The organism is Paenibacillus naphthalenovorans, assembly GCF_001465255.1.
Lineage (GTDB): Bacteria > Bacillota > Bacilli > Paenibacillales > NBRC-103111 > Paenibacillus_G > Paenibacillus_G naphthalenovorans.
On the sequence record NZ_CP013652.1, the window covers coordinates 3226256 to 3248368 of the forward strand.

23 protein-coding genes are annotated in these 22113 nt (G+C 49.9%); 6 read left to right on the plus strand and 17 right to left on the minus strand.

Going from position 1 to position 22113, the window contains the following annotated elements; genetic code table 11:
• From IJ22_RS15815 to nfsA, 9 genes are all read right to left on the minus strand, one after another.
• Positions 1-747 (minus strand): sulfite exporter TauE/SafE family protein, encoded by a 747-nt coding sequence (locus tag IJ22_RS15815; protein WP_082660840.1) that lies wholly within the window; start codon positions 745-747, stop codon positions 1-3.
• On the minus strand, positions 744-2117 hold the full coding sequence (locus tag IJ22_RS15820; protein ID WP_201023560.1) for an amidase: 1374 nt from the start codon (positions 2115-2117) through the stop codon (positions 744-746). The genes IJ22_RS15815 and IJ22_RS15820 overlap by 4 nt, the downstream gene beginning before the upstream one ends.
• Positions 2110-3003 (minus strand): carbon-nitrogen hydrolase family protein, encoded by an 894-nt coding sequence (locus IJ22_RS15825; protein WP_235594143.1) that lies wholly within the window; start codon positions 3001-3003, stop codon positions 2110-2112. The genes IJ22_RS15820 and IJ22_RS15825 overlap by 8 nt, the downstream gene beginning before the upstream one ends.
• 84 nt (positions 3004-3087) lie before the next feature.
• Positions 3088-4125 (minus strand): ABC transporter substrate-binding protein, encoded by a 1038-nt coding sequence (locus IJ22_RS15830; protein WP_062409509.1) that lies wholly within the window; start codon positions 4123-4125, stop codon positions 3088-3090.
• Between the two features lie 28 nt (positions 4126-4153).
• Complete coding sequence (locus IJ22_RS15835; protein WP_062409510.1) at positions 4154-5008, minus strand: ABC transporter permease; 855 nt, start codon at positions 5006-5008, stop codon at positions 4154-4156.
• Positions 5008-5832 carry an ABC transporter ATP-binding protein gene (locus IJ22_RS15840; RefSeq protein WP_062409511.1) on the minus strand — a complete coding sequence of 275 codons (825 nt, stop codon included), beginning with the start codon at positions 5830-5832 and terminating at the stop codon, positions 5008-5010. The genes IJ22_RS15835 and IJ22_RS15840 overlap by 1 nt, the downstream gene beginning before the upstream one ends.
• A 261-nt stretch (positions 5833-6093) precedes the next feature.
• The gene (locus tag IJ22_RS15845; protein WP_062409512.1) at positions 6094-6861 is read right to left on the minus strand and encodes a GntR family transcriptional regulator; all 768 of its coding nucleotides are present in this window, start codon (positions 6859-6861) and stop codon (positions 6094-6096) included.
• Between the two features lie 256 nt (positions 6862-7117).
• Positions 7118-7612 carry a preQ(1) synthase gene (gene queF / locus IJ22_RS15850; RefSeq protein ID WP_054819240.1) on the minus strand — a complete coding sequence of 165 codons (495 nt, stop codon included), beginning with the start codon at positions 7610-7612 and terminating at the stop codon, positions 7118-7120.
• 94 nt (positions 7613-7706) lie between these two features.
• Entirely contained in the window at positions 7707-8555 is an 849-nt protein-coding gene (gene nfsA / locus IJ22_RS15855; RefSeq protein ID WP_373864986.1) for an oxygen-insensitive NADPH nitroreductase, read from the minus strand.
• A 259-nt stretch (positions 8556-8814) separates the two neighbouring features.
• On the opposite strand from nfsA, the gene IJ22_RS15860 reads away from it, so the two are divergent.
• Entirely contained in the window at positions 8815-9696 is an 882-nt protein-coding gene (locus IJ22_RS15860; protein ID WP_235594144.1) for a M15 family metallopeptidase, read from the plus strand.
• A 73-nt stretch (positions 9697-9769) separates the two neighbouring features.
• On the opposite strand, the gene IJ22_RS26800 is transcribed toward IJ22_RS15860, so the two are convergent.
• Positions 9770-10441: a YutD family protein gene (locus IJ22_RS26800; RefSeq protein WP_235594145.1), complete on the minus strand. Its 672-nt coding sequence runs from the start codon at positions 10439-10441 to the stop codon at positions 9770-9772.
• A 43-nt stretch (positions 10442-10484) separates the two neighbouring features.
• Positions 10485-11360: a lipoyl synthase gene (gene lipA / locus IJ22_RS15870; protein WP_062409513.1), complete on the minus strand. Its 876-nt coding sequence runs from the start codon at positions 11358-11360 to the stop codon at positions 10485-10487.
• 180 nt (positions 11361-11540) lie between these two features.
• Here lipA and larB point away from each other — a divergent pair, with 180 nt between their 5' ends.
• Positions 11541-12344: a nickel pincer cofactor biosynthesis protein LarB gene (gene larB, locus IJ22_RS15875; protein ID WP_062409514.1), complete on the plus strand. Its 804-nt coding sequence runs from the start codon at positions 11541-11543 to the stop codon at positions 12342-12344.
• Positions 12341-13327, plus strand: a complete 987-nt coding sequence (larC, locus tag IJ22_RS15880; RefSeq protein ID WP_082660841.1) for a nickel pincer cofactor biosynthesis protein LarC — start codon at positions 12341-12343, stop codon at positions 13325-13327. Before larB ends, larC begins: the two co-directional genes overlap by 4 nt.
• A gap of 127 nt (positions 13328-13454) precedes the next feature.
• Here larC and larC2 read toward each other — a convergent pair whose 3' ends face one another.
• Complete coding sequence (gene larC2 / locus IJ22_RS15885; RefSeq protein ID WP_054817460.1) at positions 13455-13943, minus strand: nickel pincer cofactor biosynthesis protein LarC2; 489 nt, start codon at positions 13941-13943, stop codon at positions 13455-13457.
• Between the two features lie 161 nt (positions 13944-14104).
• On the opposite strand from larC2, the gene IJ22_RS15890 reads away from it, so the two are divergent.
• Positions 14105-15169 carry a M23 family metallopeptidase gene (locus IJ22_RS15890; protein WP_062409515.1) on the plus strand — a complete coding sequence of 355 codons (1065 nt, stop codon included), beginning with the start codon at positions 14105-14107 and terminating at the stop codon, positions 15167-15169.
• 91 nt (positions 15170-15260) lie between these two features.
• On the opposite strand, the gene IJ22_RS15895 is transcribed toward IJ22_RS15890, so the two are convergent.
• Both IJ22_RS15895 and IJ22_RS15900 read right to left on the minus strand, forming a co-directional pair.
• A complete protein-coding gene (locus IJ22_RS15895; RefSeq protein ID WP_054817459.1) occupies positions 15261-15623 on the minus strand; it encodes an ArsR/SmtB family transcription factor in 363 nt (120 codons plus the stop codon).
• Positions 15624-15739: 116 nt separating this feature from the next.
• Positions 15740-17182, minus strand: a complete 1443-nt coding sequence (locus IJ22_RS15900; protein WP_054817458.1) for a nicotinate phosphoribosyltransferase — start codon at positions 17180-17182, stop codon at positions 15740-15742.
• Between the two features lie 460 nt (positions 17183-17642).
• On the opposite strand from IJ22_RS15900, the gene IJ22_RS15905 reads away from it, so the two are divergent.
• Together IJ22_RS15905 and IJ22_RS15910 are read left to right on the plus strand one after the other, a co-directional pair.
• Positions 17643-18089: a DUF6376 family protein gene (locus IJ22_RS15905; protein WP_062409516.1), complete on the plus strand. Its 447-nt coding sequence runs from the start codon at positions 17643-17645 to the stop codon at positions 18087-18089.
• An 83-nt stretch (positions 18090-18172) separates the two neighbouring features.
• Positions 18173-18487 (plus strand): YbjQ family protein, encoded by a 315-nt coding sequence (locus IJ22_RS15910; protein WP_054817456.1) that lies wholly within the window; start codon positions 18173-18175, stop codon positions 18485-18487.
• Between the two features lie 200 nt (positions 18488-18687).
• Here IJ22_RS15910 and IJ22_RS15915 read toward each other — a convergent pair whose 3' ends face one another.
• The 3 genes from IJ22_RS15915 to IJ22_RS15925 all read right to left on the minus strand — a co-directional run bounded on the left by IJ22_RS15915 (position 18688) and on the right by IJ22_RS15925 (position 22082).
• Complete coding sequence (locus IJ22_RS15915) at positions 18688-20025, minus strand: DRTGG domain-containing protein (protein ID WP_062409517.1); 1338 nt, start codon at positions 20023-20025, stop codon at positions 18688-18690.
• A gap of 237 nt (positions 20026-20262) precedes the next feature.
• Positions 20263-21285 (minus strand): Gfo/Idh/MocA family protein, encoded by a 1023-nt coding sequence (locus tag IJ22_RS15920; protein WP_062409518.1) that lies wholly within the window; start codon positions 21283-21285, stop codon positions 20263-20265.
• A gap of 32 nt (positions 21286-21317) precedes the next feature.
• A complete protein-coding gene (locus IJ22_RS15925) occupies positions 21318-22082 on the minus strand; it encodes a sugar phosphate isomerase/epimerase family protein (protein WP_062409519.1) in 765 nt (254 codons plus the stop codon).
• Positions 22083-22113 lie beyond the last annotated feature (31 nt).

Here is a 22113-nt window from a genome sequence, read left to right on the forward strand (position 1 = left end):
TTAATCCAATTGATGAATTAATAAAAGCATCGCACTTACGACCGGCGTAACCACCATGCCGTATCGCAGGATAATTCGCGGAAGTCTTTTGGTCAGCTTTGCACCGATATATGAACCCACTATCGTACCTAGAGCGACCTTCAAAAATAATGATGAATCGAAGAATCCATTTTGCATAAATCCCAGAGAGGCCGCTAATGAAATGGGTATTAACACCAGCATGGTTGTGCCGGCAGCCGCAAACATTGGATAGCCAAGCCATTTCAGGAGGGAAAGTTGAATAAAAGGAGCTGCCCCTATGCCAAACGTTCCCGAAATCATTCCGTTTCCCAAACCGATGATGGACGATCTTAATGGATATAATTGTACCTCTTCCGCGGCAGAATGCTCCAAAATCAACCTTGTTTTTAACCATATCATTAACCCCGATAAAACCAATGCGGTTACCGTGAAATACATTAATATTTCCGGGTCAATGATTTTGGTCATGCGAGTACCCACATAAGAGCCGACGGATCCGAAAAGGCCAATAAAAAGACCTTGTTTCAGGATCAAATTCCCTTCCCGAAAATGACTCCAGCTCCCTGTCAAAACACTTAAAAACATCACGGCAGCCGCTGTTCCCAGAGCATGGTAAATAGGGATGTCAAAGAAGGTTACCAGCACCGCAATAATAAACCCGGATCCCCCCGCTCCAATAAATCCCAGCACAACTCCTAAAACAAACATGGTCACAATGATCATCATATGACTTTATTGACAAGTTCAGGCGATTGTTTGTGCCAATCCGATTCCAGCTGAAACAAATGGCCTACATCAACCAGTTTCTGTTCCTGCATTGGAGCAGCGATGAGCTGCATGCCTAGAGGGAGGTTTTTATCCTTTGAAAATCCAACCGGCAGCGTTAAGGTCGGCACACCTGCATTGGTGAATGGCAAATTATAAGCGGGCGAACCCGTTTCTTTAATTCCTTCGGGAGCCGGCGACGGTGTCGCAGGAGTGACCAATAGATCGACATCTTTGAATACATCGCATAACTCCTGGCGAAATACAGAACGGATACGTTGGGCCTTTAAGTAATCAATTGCTTTAATTTGTAATCCTTCACGAATAAATTGCTGCAAATAGGCATGAAAACGGGATGGGTCTTTAGCATACTGATCGGCATGATAACTTGCTGTTTCACATTTCATAACGATATGGTGGGCTGCATTGCCCGCCTCCAAGCTTTTGGGCAGGCGGACGGGAACGGTTTTGATTCCCAATGATTGCAGCAAATGAACCGCATTCTCAATCGCCGCCGCCATTTCAGAATCTGCATCCTGAAAATAGGAATCGACGACAATTCCGACCGTATAATCCTTATTGGTTTGCACTTTCAATGCTTGCTTAGGCAAAGTCCAAGTGGCCGTATCGTCTGGGTCAGGGCCTGACAGCACATTGTAGACGTGAACTGCATCTTCCACCGTCTTCGTCAAAGCGCCAACATGGTCAAGGCTCCAGCTTGCGGGAATCACACCCGCTTTGCTTATTCGTCCGTACGTCGCCTTCAGGACGGTAAGCCCGTTGTAAGCCGCGGGACGAGATAACGATCCCGCAGTTTGCGTACCTAACGTCATCAATGCCATATTTGCCGCCAATGCGGCCGCTGAACCGGAGCTTGATCCACCCGGGGTATGATTTACATTCCATGGATTTCGGGTTTCAGGGGCTCCTCCCCAGTTGGCGAATTCCGTTGTCGTTGTTTTCCCAAGCAATACGGCATCTGCCTTTTGCAACCGATGAACGACTGTTGCATCAGTCTCAGGAACAAACCCTTTAAGTACGTTGGAGCCGGCTTCCGTCCGGATTCCTTTGGTATAAATAATATCCTTCGCCCCATAAGGAATGGCAAATAGCGGGGGAAGTTCTTCTATTGTCTTCATTTTCATTTCTAAAGCTTTTGCCTGTTCCATAGCGGTTTCCTGCTGAAAGGTAACCCACGCCTTTACATGCGGTTCCCATTTTTCAATGTGTTTGAAAAACAGAGAAATCAATTCAGTGGGTGAAATTTCCCTTTTTTTTAACATTTGATTCGTACTGGCAATCGTTAAATGCTGCAGCTGTGTCTTAATCAATGCCTACAACTCCTTTGGGCCCAAAAAGAGGGGTAATTTCTCTTTCGATTGGAAAGCTTCTGACTTTTTGGACTTCCTTTGAATAAGCATGATATACATCGACTTGAAGATGGTTTAACAGGTTCAACCGCTCTCTGGTCTCGCGTATAAGATTAGGATCCAACGTTACAGACATGATTTGCCAAGGATTTTCGTCAAGACCATCGCTTAAAGAATTACCCATGGGGTCAAATGCACAAGTCAAGCCAAAGAACTTCAATCCGGAACGGCCGACATTTGCAGCGCGCTCCTCTCCTGCGCGATTAATGCCTAGTACAAAAACCCCGTTTTCTCTGGCTCTGGACTGACATTCGGCAAGCCATGCTTTCTTTCTGTCGTCTCCGGAAGCCGCGGTGGGTATTACAATCAAATCTGCCCCCTGTAAAGCAAGCGCCCTGGCGGCTTCCGGAAATGAGCGGTCGAAACAAATTAATATTCCCACTTTATAGCCATTCACATCAAACACCGGGAAATGAGTGCCCCTATTAAAATAATAGGTTTCGTCCGTCGTTAAGGTGGGAAGGGTTAGCTTCGGAATATGCGTTTTCCGATAATATCCTTGCAATTCGCCATGATTTGAAATGACGATGGCCGTGTTAAAATAACGCGTTCCATCTTTCTCTTGTGCTTTTTCAAAAATGGTAGCGATAATATGAACATTATTTTCTTTTGCTTTTTTGGAAAAATAGGAGAAGGTTGGACCATCCGCCGGCTCCGCCAGCTCAAAGAACGTTTCACTGCCTGTTGTACAAAAATAAGGAACGGTCATAAGTTCAGGAAATACAATCAGATCGGGTTTCCTGCCTTCCTGCAAGGCCTGGTCGAATAGAGCGGACAACCGCTCCATTCGATGATTGTACGCATCACCGTCCCGGTACGGTCCAATCTGCAATCCTGCCACTTGAAGAGTCATAGGGTTTCATTCTCCTGTCTATTCATTCGGGATAAAACTGGCATCCACAATATCTTCATACTTCATATCCGTCTTGATGTTGCCCACAAATTTCTGCATATCGATGGCAACTTTAAAGGCCTCTTCCGTGATGTTGGCGTTCGGCGGATACACATTGCTGTCGATCATACGCTGTACAGCATTGTCTACTACTTCGCCATCTAATTCGGGAAATTCTGCCCGCGCCACTTTTTTTGCAATTTCGGGGTTTTGGTGAATGAATTTCAGCGACTCATCCATCGACTTCACAAAGCGTTTGACCAAGTCGGGATTTTTTTCCATTAACTGAATGGACGTATTAAATGTGGAGAAAGCATACTCGGGATATTCTTCCGTAAAGTTATAAATTAATTGAAGTCCTTGAGATAAACCTTGTTCAACCTGCGGCTGATAAGCAACAGCGATATCCGCCTGCCCTGCCAGGACAGGCCCTAGCTCAGAGCCATTTTGCACTTCCGTCACCGTTACATCCTTTGTAAAATCAAGACCATGATCGCGTAACAGCCGTTTCAGCAATGTATTGGAGGTTCCGGGCGCCAAACCGACGACAATCCGCTTTCCCCGCAAGTCTTCAGGAGAATTAAACGCTACATTTTTATTGGCAAGAATCCATACAGGAGCACTATTGGCAACGGCACTTACCGCCTTGGCATGACCGCCCTTTTCCTTTGCAAACCCGACATGCTCCGGTCCATGTACGGAAAATTGGGCTTCACCGGCTAAAACAGAGGCCAGGGCGGTCGGTCCTGTACCGGCAGAACGGATATTCGAAATTTTGATATGATTATTTTCAAATAATCCCTCTTTGTTCGCAACGTACAGCGGCAAGTAAAGGAGCGTGTGAAACGCTTCTGTCACAAGCACTGTATCCATTTCCTTGTTGGCATCGGATTTCGCCGGATCCGGCGCTTCCGCCGCACTCGTCAATGGTGCAGGAGAAGCCGAATTTCCAGATGAACAGGCTCCAAGAGCGGCCACAAGAATCGAAAGGATAAGAATTAAAAACGGTTTTTTCATGGTATGGTTCCTCCCGCACAGTTGAAAGTTATTTTGTCTTTTCTAATTCAGCTTGTTCCCATGGAAGCAATTTGGATTGCAGCTTCGTCACGATGGCATACAGCAGGATCGCTACAAGCATCAGCGTCAAAACCCCAACCCATACCACATTCAAATTGAAGAGGTTCCCGGCAACAAAAATCATTCTGCCCAGCCCCTTATCCGATGAAATAAATTCACCCCCGATAACAGAAATCAAAGCAAAGCCGATATTCAAACGAAATGCGGAAATTATCCATGGCAGTGTCGATGGAATGACCACTTTCCGGAATATTTGCCCCTTCGTGGCGCCCAGCGATTTCATTAAATGAATGAGACTGGAATCGATTTGATGGGTACCTTGGTACGCCGATAGAAGCGCAACAATGAAGGTGGCAATGGTCGCCAATGCCATTTTTGAAAAGATGCCCGAGCCGAACCAAATGATAATCATGGGGGCAAGCGCGATTTTGGGCAGGCCATTCAACGCTACAACAAACGGATCAATAACTTTGGCAGCCCTCTCGGAATACCATAGTAGAAGCCCTACGCCAGAACCTAATAAGCTCCCGATAATAAAACCCGTAATCGTCCCGTACAAAGTGGCTATCGTATCCGTGAACAGCTGCCCCGATTGGATGAGTCGAATGGCTTCGCTCCATATGCCTTGCGGAGAACCCATTAAGAAAGCATTGACGAATTGGAACCGAACGGCAAGCTCCCATAATCCCACGATGGCCAGTATAATGAGTATGCGATAAAAATTGAGAATCAGAAAAGGGCTGCGTGTTTTCTTTTTTTCTTTTGGTTTTACATACACTGTTGAAATGCTTTCCTTTTTTACTCCCGTTTCCAGTGTGGCCATCAAGATTCCCTCCCTATTTGAATATCCAAATCAGCCCATATTTGGTCAAAATACGAATTATAACGCGGATCTGTCCTTGCCTTCATGGCCGAACCGTACTCCTGGGCAAGTCCTACATCATATACTTTTTTTACAAAGGTGGGGCGTTGGCTCATAACGGCTACCCGGTCAGACATCGCGATGGCTTCACCAATATCATGAGTAATTAAAACAACGGTTTTATCATAATCCCTCAGAATCGTTAAGATTTCTTCCTCAAGCACAAGCCGCGTCTGATAATCTAATGCGGAAAAGGGTTCATCCAACAAAATAATGTCGGGGTTGATGACGAGCGTCCGGATTAATGCCACTCTTTGTTTCATTCCGCCAGAGAGTGTGGCAGGGTAGGCGTGTGCAAAATCGGCTAAACCGTATTTGGCCAAATATTCCAAAGCTAACTCTTCCCGTTCCTTTCTGGATCTTCCTTTCACTTCAAGTCCAAGACTTACGTTTTCGATTACTGTTCGCCAAGGAAACAACAAATCTTTTTGCATCATATAGCCGACATGCCCCGTGGATGATGAAACATCATGTCCGTGAACACTGACCTGGCCTTCCGAAGGTTCGAGCAAACCGGCAATGATGTTAAACATCGTACTTTTCCCGCAGCCGCTCGGTCCAACAATGCTGATAAATTCCTTATCCTTAATCTCAAGCGTGATATCTTTGATTACCTGAACCATATTTCCCTCTTGATCATAAAACCATTTCTTGACTCCTTGTAATGCAATGGCGCTTTTCGTTTTTACATTCTCATTCCGGCTCTCAACAAAATTCAGGACCATTGATCTTCCCCTCCGAGTTGTTAAGTTGTCTTTACAACTATCACTAAAAAAATAATGGATGATTCAGCATATTTTTGTTAATTTTTATTACACATAATGATACATAATACTTGAAACACCGTTTATATATGCCCTAATTATAATATCAATTGCATTTTTTGTAAACATATTTGTAATAAATAATGACATAAATTATTAAGTTAAACTTATGATCGTATATTTATGTTATATTTATTAACATGAGAATCCGAGAAATGTATCTTATTCGTTATTCGCCGGTATATTCGTAAAATGAACATTCGATTCAAGCCGTATTTGATCGATTTCAAAGCTAAAATGTGAGCCAAGGTAGACAATCTTCACCTTTTCTATCGGCTGATTATTTGTTGTGTATACCACCCCTTTCCACAGCATCAACGGCGTTCCAGCTTTGACGAGCAGAAGTTCCGCTTCTTCTTTCGTAGCCGCAACAGCTTGGAATTTTTGCTTGGAGTGGCTGGGGAAGTGATTCGATTTAGCCAGCATTTCATACAACCCATAATTCTCCAGGTCCTTATTCATTAATTCGGGATCAAACGCTTTGGGGATAATGGAGGTTCGAATGGCCAGAGGTGTTCCATTTGCCAATCTTAAACGAACGATTTCAAATACCGGACTGTCCGGCTCTATATTCAATTCATTTGCCAATGGAACGGAGGCGTTATACTGCTTTTTGGAAATCATCTTTGCGCTATGGTTTAGTCCGATCATTTCCATATCCTCGCCGAATGTGCGCAATATGGACGCTTTTCCCGTAAACATCGGGCGGGCAACGTAGGTTCCCAACCCCCTCCTTTTTTCCAAATAACCCTCTTGTACCAGTTCGGCAAGCGCTTGTCTGACGGTCGGGCGGCTAATTTCATGCATTTCCGAAAGCCGATGCTCCGTCGGAATTTTCTCGCCGCTTTTAAATTTTTTCGTTTCAATCTGGGTAATAATCCATTCTTTTAATTGTATATAAAGCGGCAGTCTATTATGTTGATGAATCATCCGTCATCCCTCTTTTGTTTACTTAATGGAGTTTTGCCGTATTCCAATGTTTTTCTGCAGATAAATTCAACAAAAGTGCCTTAAAACCCTTGCGGGATAAAGAATTTTTGATAATGAAGCCGACCTTAAGCGGAACATCGCAGCACACGGAAATATGATAGCAAACAAAAACCGTGATACCCGCTTCCAACGGGCTCACGGTTCATTTTATTGCCGGGAGTCTCCAAAGCCATGTAAACCCGGAGTCTCTTACCGGTCAACGGTTGTCTACCTTTTCCGGATACAGGTCATGATTCAGCAAGCGGTGCTCCGCCATTTGCTCATACTTCGTTCCCGGCCGGCCGTAATTGCAGTACGGATCGATGGAGATTCCTCCGCGCGGAGTGAACTTGCCCCAAACTTCGATATACTTGGGATCCATCAGCTTGATCAGGTCGTTCATGATGATGTTCACGCAGTCCTCATGAAAATCGCCGTGATTGCGGAAGCTGAACAGGTACAGCTTGAGCGATTTGCTCTCTACCATCTTGCGGTCCGGAATATAACTGATATAGATGGTCGCGAAATCCGGCTGCCCTGTAATCGGACAAAGGCTCGTGAATTCGGGACAATTGAATTTTACAAAATAGTCGCGGTACGGATGCTTGTTATCGAACGATTCGAGCATCTCGGGCGCATAAGTCATCGGGTATCGAGTTTGCTGGCTGCCGAGCAGCGTCAGCTCCAGCTCGTCCTCTTTTCTTCCTGCCATAGGGCTGTAGCTCCTTTCAAGCTTGCTGATCTATTATTATAACGGATTTGCAGAAAGAAAGTAAGCGGGGGTTGGAGAACAAGCCAGAGCCGCATTACGCTTTGGAATCGGGAGCTTTCCGGTCGTGATCCCAAAACCGCTGCGAGCTGATGAATTCCTTCATATGCAATCGGGACGGCGTACCCAGTTTGACTTGCATGGCCTGCGTCCAATTCGTATCTTTAGTGCCGTTTGTTCGATCCAGCATATATTGCTTCATTGTCTCATCGTAGGCTTGAATCAGATTTTCATAATTCTCCGCCGAGTATACATCCTCATGCAAAACCGCCTCATAAGGCAGCCTCGGCCTGATCGAAGGGGATTGGTCCGGGTAGCCGAGACACATGCCGTACACCGGAATCACATATTCCGGCAGCTTCAGCAAAGCGGATACCTCCTTGATCTGGTTGCGGATTCCTCCAATATAGACGGCTCCGAGCCCCATGGATTCCGCGGCCACGACGGCGTTCTGGGCAGCCAGGGCTGTGTCTGTTATGGCGACAACCAGATTTTCCGTGGTACCGATATACCCTTCTCCCTCGGCAAACCCGCAGGCGGTTTTGAGCCGGTACAAGTCTGCGCACCAAACCAAAAATACGGGGCATTCCTCGACATAGGCTTGATTCCCCGCAAGTGCGGCCAGCCGGCTTCTTTTATCCCGGTCATTGATTTGAATCACACTATACGCCTGCATATTGCTGGATGTGGAGGCCATCTGGGCCGCACGGATAATCGTCACCAGCTGTTCCTTGGTGACAGGCTCCTGTTTAAATTTGCGTATGGACCGGTGATTCATCAGTTTATGAATGGCTTCATTCATGGACATTCCCTCTCCTTTGCTGCGATCGTTTAACGGCGCGGCATACCGAAACTCCCGCTCAGGCTGCCGCCACAGCTCAATCATATCCTCCATTACCACTTTACGATACTGACAAGCGTACTGCAAATTTTTAGGATGGCATTTGACGGATAAGAGCGATACAATGAACAATGATGAATCAAAAAGCACCCGTCATTTAGCATGCAGATTACGGTCGTTGATCATCCGCGGGACGGCCTGTCCTGCAAAAAATGCAACTTTTCCCGGTTTCTTATCGTCAAACCATATAGAACTGGACGCATGCCAACTCAGATATGCCAATGTGAGAAAGGATTTGTTTCTATTGAATTTACGTCTAACCGCCGCTGCCGCTCTGCTGCTGACTTGTATCGCTTTTACCGCTTCCGGCTGCGGAAACCCTTCTTCAGTCGAAGTCGGACAAGGAGAAACCGGCGGTGCTCCCGCTGCCCAAAACCCTGGCGATCCCCCCGCCGCGGCACCTTCCCAACCGGATGATACAGTAAAGCAAGGAGGATCTTCGGAAACCGGGGACGCTGCGAAGGAACCGACGAAACCGCCGGCAAACCTCCCGCCGTCAGGTAAGGGGGATGATTCTTCGATCCGGGTCATTGCGAATCCGGAAGACGTCGCTGTTCTTGTCAATAAAACGAACAAACTGCCGGAAAATTATAATCCGAAAGATCTGGTCGAACCGAACGTGCCTTTCATCTTTAAAGAAAAATCGGAGAAACGCATGCTCCGGAAAGAAGCCGCCTCGGCGCTTGAGGACTTATTCGATGCTGCCAAGAAGGACGGCCTCCCGCTGGCCGGGGTTTCGGGCTACCGCTCCCATGCGACACAAAAAACGCTTTATAACAACTACGTCAAGCGCGATGGAGAAGCGGCCGCGAATAAGTACAGCGCCAAGCCGGGACACAGCGAGCACGAAACCGGACTTGCGATCGACGTCACCGGAAGCAGCGGCAAATGCCCGGCGCAGGACTGCTTTGGGGATACGAAGGAAGCCAAATGGCTGGCCGAGCATGCACCGGAATACGGCTTCATTATTCGTTATCCGAAAGGCAAGGAATCGATTACCGGCTATCAGTATGAGCCATGGCACCTGCGGTATGTCGGGAAGAATGCCGCCAAAGAAATCGCCAAGCAGGGCATCACGCTGGAGGAATACACCCACGGCGGGGTCCCGGTCTCCAATCCGAAATAAAGAAGTCCCGCTCTCCCCTATACGGAGGGCGGGACTTTGCTTATGCTTCCACGCGGGAAGATTCTGTTTTGGCTTATTGCTGTTGATTGGACTTGTACCCTTTCCCCTGCTTATGCACCGGCTTTGAGCCGAAATCCGCTTGCTGTTGTGCAGGCTGGGCCTGGTTTGCTTGGTATTGCCCGCGGGGGGCTCCTCCTTGCTTGCCTTCGAAGTGCCGCGAAGACGTTCCGGACTTGGAGCTCCGCGGATGCTGTCCTTTGCCATTCGGAGGCTGGTTATTCCGGCGGCTTGCATCCCACGGCTGAACCTCGGACGGGGATTTCATTTGTGACAGGGCTTGTCCGGCCGGCCGCTGTTCCTGATCCCGCTGCTTATGCTCATCCGTCTCGGATTCTTTGGATTTCTCCGGCTCTCCGTCCTGCCAAATTCCGCTTTCCGGAACCGATTCGCCGGGATGGCCTTGAGGCTGCTTGTTTCCGACTTTTTCGAGAATAAAATAAGCGCAGCCGAAGTTGCAGTACTCATTCAAATAGTCGGGCAGTGTCGAGATAATCGTATCTTTGCTGCCCTTCGGATGATTATCCTTAAAAAAACCGCGGAGACGAAGCTGATTATAGCCCCAATCCCCGACAATATAATCGTAACGTTCCAGCACTTCGCTGTACCGGTCCCGGAACGCCTCAAAACGCCAGCCATTCTTGTGATCGACAATCACTTCATATGTTTTGCCCGATATATGAATCACGTTCTATGCCTCCTCACGATCTTACGACTGCCGCGTCAAGCTCTTACGACCGCTGCGCCGATTTCACTTGATCGTGCGCATGATATGAACTGCGCACGAGCGGACCCGATTCCACATGGCTAAAGCCGCGCTTCATCCCTTCTTCCTTCAGCTCGGCGAACTGCTCGGGCGTATAATATTGCATGACCGGCAAATGATTCACGCTGGGCTGCAGATATTGGCCAATCGTCATAATGTTGCAGTCCACCGCCCGCAAATCATCCATCGTTTGCAAAATCTCGTCCCATTCTTCACCTACACCCAGCATGATGCTCGATTTGGTTGGAATGTTTGGAGCGATTCGCTTCGAGCGCTCCAGAAGCTCGATCGAACGGCGGTATTTGGCCTTGGCCCGCACCCTGTCGGAAAGACGCTCCACCGTTTCCACATTATGGTTCAGTATATTCGGTCCGGCTTCGAGCACCGTGCGGAGCGCTTCTTCGTTTCCTTGAAAATCGGGGATCAGCACTTCCACACTGGCGAGCGGCAAGCGTTCGCGCAATGCGCGGATCGTAGCGGCAAAAATCGATGCCCCCCCGTCCTTCAAATCGTCCCGTGCCACGGATGTGACCACCACATGGCTGAGTCCCATCTGTTCGGCGGCTTCGGCCACACGCTCGGGCTCCTGAAGGTCAAGTTCCGTCGGCAAACCCGACGTTACCGCACAGAACCGGCAGGCCCGTGTGCATATGTCTCCAAGAATCATGAAGGTAGCGGTCCGGTTCGCCCAGCATTCGTGAATGTTCGGACACTTCGCCTCTTCGCACACCGTATGCAATGTTTTCCCGCGCATCATATTTTTTAATTCCTTGTAATTGTCACCGGTAGCCAGCTTGATCTTCAGCCAATCGGGTTTACGTTCTATTTGTCGAGTCGCCATAGAGCTTCCCCGCTTTCTTCAGAAAATAAATATCTTCAAGGAAAGTATACCACAAACCGGAATTTAACGCAGAAGGAAAAATAATCGTACGGTCGGATCAACTGCGCTTCGAATTACATTCCGCAGGAAATATGGTACACTAGGAAAAGGGTTGAATTTGGGAGGATAGTCTTTTCCGACATGATGAATACAGATCAGATTTTGAAGCTTGTAGCGTCGGGAGATCTCGATATTGCCGATGCTAAACGTCTATTGGAGGAAGCGGGGGAAGGTCGGGGAATCTGGACTGAAGCCCTTCCTGTGGACGATTCCCTCGGGTATGCGCAGCTTGACCTTAAGAGAGAGGCAAGAACCGGCTTTCCCGAAGTTATTTTTGGCGAGGGAAAATCCGCGGAGCAGATTACCGCGATCTTCGAACGGCTCATGGCACATACGGACCGCGTGCTTGCGACGCGGGTCAGCGGGGAGAAGGCCGCATATGTTCTGGAACGCATACCCGCCGCGGCCTATCACGCCGATGCCCGGGCGATTTCCTGGCGGTCTAGAGATGCCCGGACAAATGAGGAAGACGGATACATCGCCGTCGTATGCGCGGGTACATCGGACGTGCCTGTCGCCGAAGAAGCCGCCGTCACCGCCGAATGCATGGGCTGCCGCGTTGAGCGTGTGTACGATGTCGGCGTGGCCGGCATCCACCGGTTGTTCCGCCGGCTGCCGCTGATCCGCGGCGCCAGCGCCGTTGTGGTCGTCGCCGGCATGGAAGGCGCTCTTGCCAGCGTGGTCGGCGGTCTCGTTGCGGTTCCGATCATTGCGGTCCCGACAAGCATCGGCTACGGCGCAAGCTTTCAGGGCATGGCCGCGCTGCTGTCCATGCTGAACGCCTGTGCGCCAGGCATCTCCGTCGTCAATATCGATAACGGTTTCGGCGGTGGTTATAACGCTTCATTAATCCATTACAACCGGGTAAAGAGGGATAAAGAATGAAACTTTTGTATTTGGACTGCTTCTCCGGTATTAGCGGGGACATGACGCTCGGGGCGCTGGTGGATGCGGGGGCCGATCGCCATTACATAGAAGAGGAGCTCCGCAAAATCAAGATCGAGCCCTTCACGCTGGAATGGAAGCGTGTAAATAAACGGGGGATCTCCGCACTGAAGCTGGATGTTCTGCCGGATCCGAACACCCCTCCGAAGCATCATCGCCATTATTCGGAGATTGTTGAGCTGATCCATCGGTCAGGCTTCAACGAACGCGTGGTCAAGCTGAGTCTGTCCATCTTTGAAAAAATCGGCATAGCCGAAGCCAAGATCCATAATATCCCCATTGAAAAAGTACACTTTCATGAAGTCGGCGCGATCGATTCCATCGTTGACGTCATCGGGGTGGCATTGGCTATCGATTCGTTGAATATTGAGAAAATCGTTTCCTCCGCCGTTCCGCTGGGTTCAGGCACGGTGCACTGCGACCACGGCATTTATCCGGTACCTGCTCCGGCGACGCTTGAAATGATGAGAGGACTGCCTATTGCCCATACCTCGATTGCGCTGGAAATGACGACTCCGACCGGAGCAGGGATTGTATCCGGCCTGGTGGACGAATTCGCCAAAGGTCTGCCTCCCATGATCGTGGAAGCCATCGGCTATGGCGCAGGCACACGGGATCTGCCGGAACAGCCCAATGTTCTGCGGGCTATCGTAGGAGACGCCGACCCGTATGCGAACAAATGGCGCATTCATCACGAAGAAATTCACCATGAACATGCCCATCATCACAGCCATCACGATGAGGACCATCATCACCATCACCATCATGACCATGGGCATAACCACGATCACCATACCCATAGTCACGATCGCCATGGACATGGCCATCAACATCATGAACACACGCATCACCATGGGCACCAGAACCATGAAGAAGGCCTGTGCCAGGAGCCGCGGCACGAATCCGCGTGCAACCACGGCTAAAGAGGTTCACGATCCCGATATTTTCAAGAAAAGCCTCATCTAAAACCTTCATTAAATAGGCTGCAAGCCGAAGCTTTTCTTGCTGCTCCCGCCTCTGTTACGCGCGGCATTTGTAACGGGGGCTTTTTTATGCTTTTCCCTCTTCCCCCGTTCTTTCCATAAACCTTCTGCGCACCTCGTCGTACACCGTTTTCAGCGGTATGCCGTACGTCTTCGCCGCGTGCTCACACTCTTTGAATTCCGGTGCGAATTGCACGAGCTCTCCCTGATGAAATCCTGCCTTAACGTGAATTATGCCCCATGGGGTATCTACCGCATGAAACGTCCTCCCCAGACGATGGACGGATGCTCTCACGTAACGAAGCCCCAGCGTCGTCGTTTCGCGAAAAATGACGGTTTCCATCTTTTCCGCTTGCGATTCGTCCGTAAGCACATTGAGCATGACGCCGGGACGGCCCTTTTTCATAATGATCGGAATCCAATAGACATCGTTCGCCCCCTGTTCAAACAGCAAATCCGTAATGTATGAGCAGTATTCAGGGTTCATATCATCGATATTCGCCTGTAAAATCAGCATCCGTTCATCCAGATGCTCCTCACGGTGTTCAAACGCCATACAGCATCCCTCCAGAAGCATCATATCAAACTTGGCATGGGATAAAAAGCCGTTATTTAGCGTAACCTATCGATACACAAAAGGTAATGCTATCAACATTGTAAAGGGATTGAAGCAGCATATCCGGATCGAGAATGTCATTAGAAGGAGGTAACTTTCCTATGGTCGCATGGTATGCCCGGGCTCTAACCGCCGTGCTGGTGTGCACGACCTTGACGAGCGCCGCGCTCTGGCCTGTGGAGAAACAAGCGTCCGCAGCCGCCCCTGCCGTATCCCCAAAGTCTGCCCCCAAAAGCGGCAAAGAGGCAGCCGGGATGAAAGAGGTATTTGCAGAACGAAAAGATTTATTCGATAAGGTGAGCGCGTTAACAGGCATTCCCTGGAATTACTTGGCTGCCATCGATCAATATGAACGCTCGATTAATTTGTCCAAGAAAAGGCCTCTCAAGGACAGTCTGGTGGCCATCTATTTTACAGATCTGCAATGGGGCGGAATGTTCAATCCGGACCATGAGGATATGAACGAGCAAAGCATTAAGCTATTTGGCGGCATGGGCCGCGACGGTTCAGGCGACGGCTTGGCGGATCGGATGAACGATCTTGACCGGCTTTATTCGATGGCTTCTTATCTGCTCAACAAAGGAACCGCCGAAGAGGATCTGCGCATTGGACTCTGGGAATACTATCAAAATAACCGCAGCGTGGAGCGAATTCAGCAATTCGCCCGGATTTACGGTACATTCGACACCTTGGACCTGCATGAGCACTGCTTTGTGATGCCGCTTGGCTCCAATTACTCCTATCGGAGCACGTGGGGCGCCAGCCGCGGCTGGGGAGGATTCCGGATTCATGAAGGAACGGACCTGTTCGCAGGCTACGGAGTACCGGTACGCAGCGCAACATACGGCATTATCGAGGTGATGGGCTGGAACCCATACGGAGGCTGGCGGATCGGCATCCGTGACTTGAACAATGTGTATCACTACTTTGCCCACTTGTCCGGATTCAACAAAAAAGAAGTGAAGCTGGGCGACGTCGTAAAACCGGGCCAAGTGGTCGGCTGGGTCGGCAGCTCCGGCTACGGGAAGCCCGGAACATCCGGCAAATTCCCACCGCATCTGCATTACGGGCTTTACCGCGACAATGGATTGACCGATTGGTCGTTCGACCCGTATCCGCATTTGCGAAAGTGGGAGCGCGAAGAGCGAATGCGGCGCAAGAGGTAAATCATGCTATGACGAAACACCCCTGTGAAGGGCAGCCGCTGCCGGCTTGTCGATCACAGGGGTGTTTTATCGACCCTGGAACGCATGGGCATTATCCGTGCTTCACATGCTGAAGCATCTGAACGAAAATTTGTTCGATATGCTCATCATCCAGCGAGTAGAATACCGTTTTGCCGGCTTTGCGCCGCTTCACGATGCGCAGATTGCGCAGATAACGCAGCTGATGGGAAACCGCCGACTGCCCCATATCCAGCACTTGTGTCAGGTCGTGCACACAAAGCTCTTTTTCCAGCAGCGTATATATAATTTTCACCCGGGTCGGGTCCCCCAGCACCTTGAATATATCGGCAAGCGCCGATGCAGTCGGTTCCGGTATCAAATCTCTTTTCAATTCGGCAATCATACCGGTGCCCGTGCAGGGATCATCGCATTGTTCGTTAAGGAATTTGTCCATGTCCCCACCGCCCCTTTTTGGTAAGCTTAACTATCCGTCCAATCATTATAGCAGAAAACAGAACGGTACGCCGCCGACATCACAACAGGCTGAGACAATTCCCATATCCATCCATATTACCCGTTGTATTTTTGAATGAGCTTCATCTTTAGGGCCCACGACGCGGGGCTAAGATTAACCCTGTACAATTCGGGATTCAATATGCGGAGATATTCCGGCCAAAAAAGCTGGAGCTGTTCTTGGTGAAACCGACGGATGTCTTCCAGCTTCGGCAGTGAATAAACCAGCTCGCCATCGATATAAATAGGTTTTAAAAGAGGGACTCCCTCATAATTAGTGATGATTTTATTTTTATACGGTTGCAGGGGATCAAACAATTTCAGAGGCTTGCCCCGCCGCACGTCGGTCTCGTCACTTTGAGCAATGTAATCCGCTTCCGCTTTTCCCGTCTCTTTATTGATAATGCGGTAGATTTCTTTGATGCCCGGATTGGATACTTTTTCCGGATTGCCTGAAATCTTGATCACCGGCTCGTATGCACCTTTCTTTTCTCTTGCCACGAGTTTATAGACACCGCCCAAGGACGGCTGGTCCGCCGCGGTAATTAACTGTGTCCCCACTCCCCACACGTCTATTTTCGCTTGTTGGGCCTTCAGGTTAATGATAATATTTTCATCAATGTCGTTGGAGGCGATGATTTTTACATAAGGAAGTCCCGCACGGTCGAGCATTTCTCTGGCTTGCTTGGATATGTAGGCCAGATCCCCGCTGTCTATCCGGATGGAGTTCATTCTTTTCCCCTGCTGCTCTAACAGTTTTGCCGTTTTTATCGCATTAGGAATCCCGCTTTTTACCGAATCATAAGTGTCCACAAGTAAAGAAACCTGATCGGGAAGCGCTTCAGCGAATTTTTGGAAGGCTTCTTCTTCCGTATCATGATCCTGGATCCAGGCATGGGCATGGGTGCCCTTGGTAGGAATGCCGAACAGCATGCCGGCCCGCAAGTTAGAAGTCGCATCAAAGCCTGCAATATAGGCCGCTCTGGCCCCCCACACCGCCGCATCGGCCTCCTGCGCTCTTCTTGTTCCAAACTCAAGCAAGGTCTCATTGGCAGCCACCTGCTTGATCCGCGACGCTTTGGTTGCAATGAGCGTTTGGTAATTCATAAAGTTCAGCAATGCGGTTTCAATCAACTGCGCTTCAAATATACGGGCCTCAACGCGAATTAACGGTTCATTCGGAAAAACCAACGTCCCTTCCGGCACGGCGTGGATGTTACCGGTAAACCTGAAGTTTTTCAGCTCGTCCAAAAATCCTTCCTTATATCGCTCCTCCTGCTGCCTCAGATAATGAATATCCTCATCGCTGAAGGTTAACTGCCGGATATAATCTACAATTCTCTCCAAGCCCGCAAAAACGGCATACCCGTTGCCAAACGGCAGTTTTCTAAAGTAAGCCTCAAACACGGCCTTTTTATTCAATGACCCCTGCACCCAATGGGCATACATCATATTGATTTGATATTTATCCGTATGCAGAGTTAAATGTGAATAACTCAATTCGCTCACTCCCTAATTAAAACTATGGCCAATGCAGCCATGATTGAAACATCGAATGTATATATTCTGATGATACGAATTGGGAATGACCGCTTTCAGAGCCTCCCCCGAGGCACCTTCATTTTCCGGGATGAAGCTGCTATATATAAAGTACCGTAAATTGCCCGAATCAACAAGAATGCTCCATGAAAGAATGCGCCCGGTCTACCCGGTTTTCGCCTTCTCCAATGCAGACCGGCCCGGTTTGACGCGGCGCTTTGGGGTTCGTTATAATAAAAATAACTATAAAGGGGAGTAGCCCAGAGGCAAAGTCGTCATTACGGGAGAGCGGTTCTCCCCGGCTTTGCCGGCAGTGCGAGCTGTTGGCGAGACCTTTACCGTACAGTCCGGTCCGGTGAAGGTCTTTTGTTTGTAAGCGGGACTTCAACCGGATTGCAAAATCAGGAGAGGAGAATGAACCATGTGGAAAAAAAGCGCCGCCCTAAAGGTTATCCTGCTTGCGTTGCTGTTGTCCGGTTGCGGAATGCTGAACGATATTCAGCAATCCGTCAATTACGCAGACCAAGCGACCGACTATATCCATCAAGCCGGTACGTTCGCCGAGGAAGTTTCCGCTCTTTCCAAACAGCTTCTGACCGACGAGGAGGCACGGGCGCAATTATTGCAAAAGCTGGACGACATGAACCAGCGCATCCGGGATTTCAACAGCATCGAGCCTCCGAAGATCGCTTTGCAAATTCATGAGCAGCTGATTGCTTATAATGAATCTCTGCAAAAAGGAATCAACGATACCGTGGAGCAAATACAATCAGGAGTATGGGATCCACAGCTGCTGCAAATCACGAACATATTGGAAACGATCGGGCAAATTACGAATATTTTAGACCAGCTGAAGCAGCTTGGATAGGCTTCGGCGGATTCTACTGAATCCTTTTCCAGTCATTGGCGTATACCATATATGCAGTTTATTCTAGGGAAGGAGTCGATTCCATGATTGTGACCACCACAAATACCTTAGAAGGTCAAACGATTATCCGTTATCTTGGTTTAGTCAACGGCGAAGCCATTATGGGGGCCAATATCGTACGCGACTTGTTCGCTTCCATCACCGATATTGTCGGCGGCCGGTCCGGAGCTTACGAAAGCAAGCTGAAGGAAGCGCGCGATATTGCGATTGAGGAAATGAAATCCCAAGCCGTACGTATAGGCGCCAATGCCGTGGTCGGCGTTGACATTGATTACGAGGTGATTCGGGAAGGCATGTTAATGGTAGCGGTCAGCGGGACCGCGGTGTATGCGGAATAATCCAAAGAACCTGACGGCAGATGACCATCAGGTTCTTTTTAAGTTCAGTTATGCAAGGCAAGCTGTGCGATTTCGAGCCGAAATCCGGCGACCATTATCGGCAGCCCGGTATGATGGAGCCAAAAATGCCGTGGCCCAATCGACTTCCGCCCGCCGCGAGCGATCGTTTCAGACTGTCCCTTTGCCGTTTTACCGACCGCCTAAGACTGTTCAATAACGCGGGCGGTCAGCATGGCTTTGGCCACGCGGGCGCCGCTGTGGAAAATCTCAATATCAATCTTGCAAAAGCGCCGGCTGACTTCAATAACCGTAGGAAAAATTTCAATGACGCTGTCGATTTGAACCGGCTTCAGAAAATAACCGGAGAAATTATCCAGAATGAGATCGCCCTTCTTATGCTCCTTGGCGGTCCGGTAAGCGACCTGTGTCATGATGGTGGTCAGCACACCCTCGGAGACCGTGCCGAGATGATTCGTCATCTGCGCCGTGATCGTCCCGCGGAAATACAGTTTGCCCTCGTCGTCTCTCCGGTCCTCGAATCCCGACCATATCAAATCCTCGAAGGTTTCTCCGTTTTGCGGCTGCATCTGGATGTACTGCATGGCCTTCAGCACCTCCTGACGGCTGATGACCCCTATCATTTTGCGGTTCGTATCGATCACCGGCAAGAGCTCGATGCCTTCCCACACCATGATATGCGCGGCGGAAGCGACGGAAGCCTGCGGATGGATTGTGATGGGATGGCGCGTCATAAGCCGGTCCACCGTCTGGTCCGGTTCCGCTCCGACCACATCCTTCGTCGTGACAATCCCGATCGGCCGGTTCCATTCATCCACCACCGGAAACCGGTTATACCCCGTCTCCTCCATCAGCTTTTCCATGTCGGCAACCGTGTTATAGCTGCGCAAGCTGCTGACGGGGGCATCGGTGCGGATGATATCCTCCACCAGCATGATTTGCTTCTTGATCAGCCGGTCGTAGATGGCCCGGTTGATCATTGTCGCCACGGTGAACGTATCATAGCTGCTGCTGATCAGCGGCAATTCGAGTTCATCCGCCAACCGCTTCACCTCCGGAGCGGTATCGAATCCGCCGGTAATGAGCACCCCTGCGCCCTGCTCCAGCGCGCCCATATGAGCCTTGTTGCGGTTGCCTACGAGCAGCAGGCTTCCGGGCTCGATGTACCGCATCATCGCATCCTGCTGCATGGCGCCGATGACAAACTTGTGGAGCGTTTTCTCCAATCCTCCAGCCCCGCCCAGCACTTCGCCGTCCACCATGCTCACCACCTCCGCAAAGGTCAGCTTGTCGATATTTTGCCGCTGCTTGCGATCTACCCTTACGGTTCCTGTGCGCTCCTTCGTACTCACAAGCCCCTGATTCTCCGCTTCCTTTATGGCGCGATACGCGGTTCCTTCGCTGACCTCCAGCGCTTTGGCGATTTTGCGTACGGATATGCGCGTCCCGACGTTAAGCTCGGCGATATATCGGATAATCTGCTCATGCTTGGTGAGCAGCTCCTGCGGCTCTTCACTCATTCCCGAAACACCTCCATGCAAACTGTAATATCCTGTTTTTCAATTATTATATAATAGATGTGTCAAAAAAACAGCCTGACCGAAACAGATTTCCGGTATATCCTCCACATTAAGGTCCCCGGAATGGAAAAAAGCCCAGGGCGTTCTCTCGCCTCAGGCTTCCTATTGCTGTGCAGCCGCAGATTAGCGGATTAGCAGATTATCCAATGTTTGCCACGATGCCGCACAGTGTCTTGTCTATGACAATTTGACGATTTGGCCAGTCGCATAAGATTGGAATGCGCCTAATATCACCTTCAATGATTTCAGCCCTTCTTCCCCGGAGATATCCGGTGCTTTGCCCGTTACAAGGCAATCTACGAAGGCGTCGATCACGCCGCTTGCGGTCTGTTTCTCATTCGTAGCGATGGCTCCGACTTTGTACCGTTCTACAGTACCGTCGCGCAGCTCGACAATCACCTGATCCTCCGGATGCGTACCCACCTTCATGACGCCGTTCTCGCACCAAAATACGGTGCTGTTGTCTTCGCCTTTGTAGTACGTCCAGCTGGCCGCCAAGGTCCCGATCGCACCGCTTTTCATCCGCAGCACGCAGGCGGCGTTATCATCGACGGCCGTATCTTCTTTGTGCAGCGTATCGATGATGGCAGCCACTTCAGCCACTTCGTCTTCCAGAAAGTACCGGATCAGATCGGATTTATGCACCCCAAGGTCGCCCATTGCTCCCATGATCGACTCATCCTTGCGGAAAAACCAGCTGTCCCGTCCGTCTACACTCCACCTCTCCGGACCGGGATGACCGAACGAGGTCCGGAAAGTCAGCACTTTGCCGAGCTTACCCGATTGCAGAATCTCCTTCGCTTTCCTATGCGGAGGCATCAGCCTTTGATTGTGTCCGACCATCAAGTAAACCCCGTTCCTCCTGGCCGCCTCGATCATCGCTTGCGCTTCCTCTTCGGTTGCCGCTATCGGTTTTTCTACCAGGACGTGAGCCCCTGCGTTGGCTGCGGCGATGGTCGCCGGAGCATGCAGAATGTTAGGCGTACACACACTGACCGCATCCGGCTTGACCTCGCGCAGCATGTCTTCATAATCGGTGAACGCTTGAGCAGAATAGGGCTCCGCGCACATTTGCGCGCGATCGGGAATCGGGTCGCAAAAAGCAACCAGCTCCACGTTCGGATTCACCGCATACTCCGGGATATGTCTTCTTTGCGCGATCGCGCCGCAGCCGATCACGGCCACTCTTATTTTTTTCATGATTTCAGCCTCCTCATATCCTTTTATCCTTTTTATAAACGGGACAAATAATTCTCACGCAGCCATTGCATACTGATCTCTACACTTTCAAGCGGCGGATTTTGACACCGGTCCTGCTCCACAATAAGCCACTCGACATCGGCATCCGAGGCGGCTTGAAGCACCTCGGGCAGATGGATAATCCCTCTTCCAAGCTCCAGCGTATCGATGCCGCCGTCTTCGGCATAGCGGAAATCCTTCAAATGCAGCAGCGGAAGACGTCCCGAATATTTGGCGGTATACGCCAACGGATCCTGACCGATATATTGCACCCACCCAAGATCCATTTCCACCTGGGCCAAAACAGGAGGCAGCGCATCGTACAGCGCGTCGAAGACAAATTGCTCCCCTACTTTCTCTTCAAATTCGAAGGCATGGTTATGATAAGCGAACTGCAGACCATGCTTTTGCGCTTTCCGGGCAACCTGTTCAAAAAAGGAAAAATGCCGCTCCCAATCTCTTCGATCATCCTGAGGAATATTAGGGCACACGATATATTCAGCTCCAATGGTCTTCAAATAGGCGATCTCGTTCTCCAGATTGTCCTGGAGAAGATGATACCTCACATGGCTGCCGATCGCTTTTAAATTCAACTCTTGGAGCAAGCTCTTCATCTCTTCGGCGGGCACGTCGCCGTAACCGGCAAACTCCACCCCTTCGTACCCCAGCTCGGCGACTTTACGCAGCGTACTGCGGAAATCTTTGGCCGTTTCGTCACGCACCGTATACATTTGCAAGCCAATCCCCATTCGTTTCAATGGAATCTCTCCCTCTCCGAATTGTTATCCC